The sequence below is a fragment of the Mesorhizobium sp. M7A.F.Ca.US.006.04.2.1 genome, assembly GCF_004022915.1.
Lineage (GTDB): Bacteria > Pseudomonadota > Alphaproteobacteria > Rhizobiales > Rhizobiaceae > Mesorhizobium > Mesorhizobium ciceri.
The window spans coordinates 1-2,361 of record NZ_RZQA01000926.1 but is presented as its reverse complement, the minus strand read 5'-3'; the positions used below and the strand labels follow the sequence as shown (position 1 = coordinate 2,361).

Below are 2,361 nucleotides of genomic sequence, written 5' to 3'. Positions count from 1 at the left end.
GCGGAAGAAGCCGTAGGCGGCGAAGGAAAACGCCAGTGCCAGCGACCCCCAGGGCAGCTTGCCGCCTTCGATGGTCAGCACGGCGACGGCGACGGCCGCCAGCACCACCGCCGCGATCTGCAGCCGGTCGAGCCGCTCGCCGAGCAGCAGCGCGCCGACAACGACGCTGACCAGGGGATTGATGTAGTAGCCGAGCGCGGTTTCGACGGTGCGGTCGACCGCGATCGCCCAGACATAGATGCCCCAGTTGACCGAGATCAGCGCCGCCGTCAGCGCGGCCATGGCGATGGTGCGTGGCGAACGCAGCGCCGCCTTGAAATCCGCCGTGCGGCCGGCCCAGATCAGAACGGCGGCGGCGATCGGCACCGACCAGACGATGCGATGGGCAATGACTTCCGCGAGCGGCAGATGAGCGACCGCCTTCATGTAGAAGGGCAGCAATCCCCATAGCAGATAGGCGCCGAGCGCCAGCAGAAAGCCGCGCCGGGCCTTGGACTCTGCATCCAGGGTAATTGCTTCAGTGGCCATGGGCCAACGCTATGGCCCAGTCACCTTGGCAAGACCATCGCAAAGTTCTGATGGATCAATGGACTTTCGCTGATGGTTCAACCCTATTCGGCGGCCACCAGTCCGGCCATCTCGCGGTTCTTCATCAGCTTGTAGACGATGGAATCCATCAGCGCCTGGAACGAGGCGTCTATGATGTTCTCGGAAACTCCCACCGTCCACCAGCGTGCGCCGGTGCCGTCATGCGATTCGATCAGAACGCGGGTGATCGCCTCGGTACCGCCATTGAGGATACGCACCTTGAAGTCGGCCAGCTCCATGTCGGCGATCTCGCCCTGGAATTTGCCGAGGTCCTTGCGCAGCGCGATGTCGAGCGCGTTGACCGGGCCATGCCCTTCGGCCACCGACATCTTCTCCTCGCCATCGACCACCACCTTGACGATCGCTTCGGAGACCGTCTTCAACTGGCCGTTGGCGTCGAAGCGGCGCTCGACCATGCAGCGGAACGAGGTGACGTTGAAGAATTCCGGCAGGCCGTGCAGCATCTTGCGGGCGAGGAGTTCGAAGCTGGCATCGGCGCCTTCATAGGCATAGCCCTCGGCCTCGCGCTCCTTGACCACGGATATCAGCGCGTCGAGCCGGTGATCGTCCTTCGGCACCTCGATGCCGCGTCGCCTCAGCTCGGCGAGGAAATTGGCCTTGCCGCCCTGGTCCGAGACCATGACACGGCGGCGGTTGCCGACGGTTTCGGGGGGGACGTGCTCATAGGTCGCCGGCTCCTTGGCCAGTGCGGATGCGTGGATACCCGCCTTGGTGGCGAAGGCGGAAGCGCCGACATAGGGCGCTTGCGCCTCTGGCGCTCGGTTCAGGAGTTCGTCAAATGCGCGCGACAACCTGGAAATGCCTGTCAGCGCCTCAGCCGAAATGCCAGTTTCGAAACGATCGGCGAAGGCCGGCTTTAGCGCCAGCGTCGGCACGATCGAGATCAAATTGGCGTTGCCGCAGCGCTCCCCGATGCCGTTGAGCGTGCCCTGGATCTGGCGCACGCCAGCCTCGACAGCGGCGAGGGAATTCGCCACGGCCTGGCCGGTGTCGTCATGGGCATGGATACCGAGATGATCGCCTGAAATACCCGACGAAATAACCTTCTCGACGATGGCGCGGACTTCCGATGGCTGCGTGCCGCCATTGGTGTCGCACAGCACCACCCAGCGCGCCCCGGCATCATAGGCGGTCCTGGCGCAGGCCAGCGCGTAGTCGGGATTGGCCTTGATGCCATCGAAGAAATGCTCGCAGTCGACCAATGCCTCCTTGCCGGCGGCGATCGCCGCCTCGACGGAGGCCTTGATGGCGTCGAGGTTCTCCTCATTGGTGCAGCCGAGCGCGACACGGACGTGGTAGTCCCAGCTCTTGGCGACGAAGCAGATGGCATCCGATTTCGATTGCACAAGAGACGCTAGGCCGGGATCGTTGGACGCCGACACCCCTGCCCGCTTGGTCATGCCGAAGGCGACGAATTTGGCGCGCTCCGTGCGCTTCTCCTGGAAGAAGGCGGTGTCGGTCGGGTTGGCGCCGGGATAGCCGCCTTCGACATAGTCGAGGCCAAAAGCGTCAAGCAGTTTTGCGATGGCGATCTTGTCCTCGACGGAAAAGTCGATGCCCGGCGTCTGCTGGCCATCGCGCAACGTGGTGTCGAAGAGATAGAGGCGCTCGCGGGTCATGGTCATTTGCCTGCAAACTTGTCCGTCGCGCGGATCAGCCGGTCGAGGATACCCGGCTCCGAATAAGCATGGCCGGCGCCCTCGATCAGATGGAAATCCGCCTTTGGCCAGGCCTTGTGCAGCGCCCAGGCAT

Annotated in this window: 2 protein-coding genes and 1 pseudogene; all 3 read right to left on the bottom strand. The window is 63.8% G+C overall.

The genetic code is table 11. The features are described from left to right. Positions 1–528 (bottom strand): EamA family transporter (locus tag EN925_RS32305; RefSeq protein ID WP_164894539.1); only part of this gene is annotated, 528 nt, incomplete at its 3' end. A gap of 83 nt (positions 529–611) precedes the next feature. Then, on the bottom strand, positions 612–2,234 hold the full coding sequence (gene cimA / locus EN925_RS32300; RefSeq protein ID WP_196815395.1) for a citramalate synthase: 1,623 nt from the start codon (positions 2,232–2,234) through the stop codon (positions 612–614). Continuing rightward, positions 2,231–2,361: pseudogene (locus EN925_RS32295) on the bottom strand (prolyl aminopeptidase); the annotation flags it as partial. The pseudogene EN925_RS32295 and the gene cimA, both read right to left, overlap by 4 nt.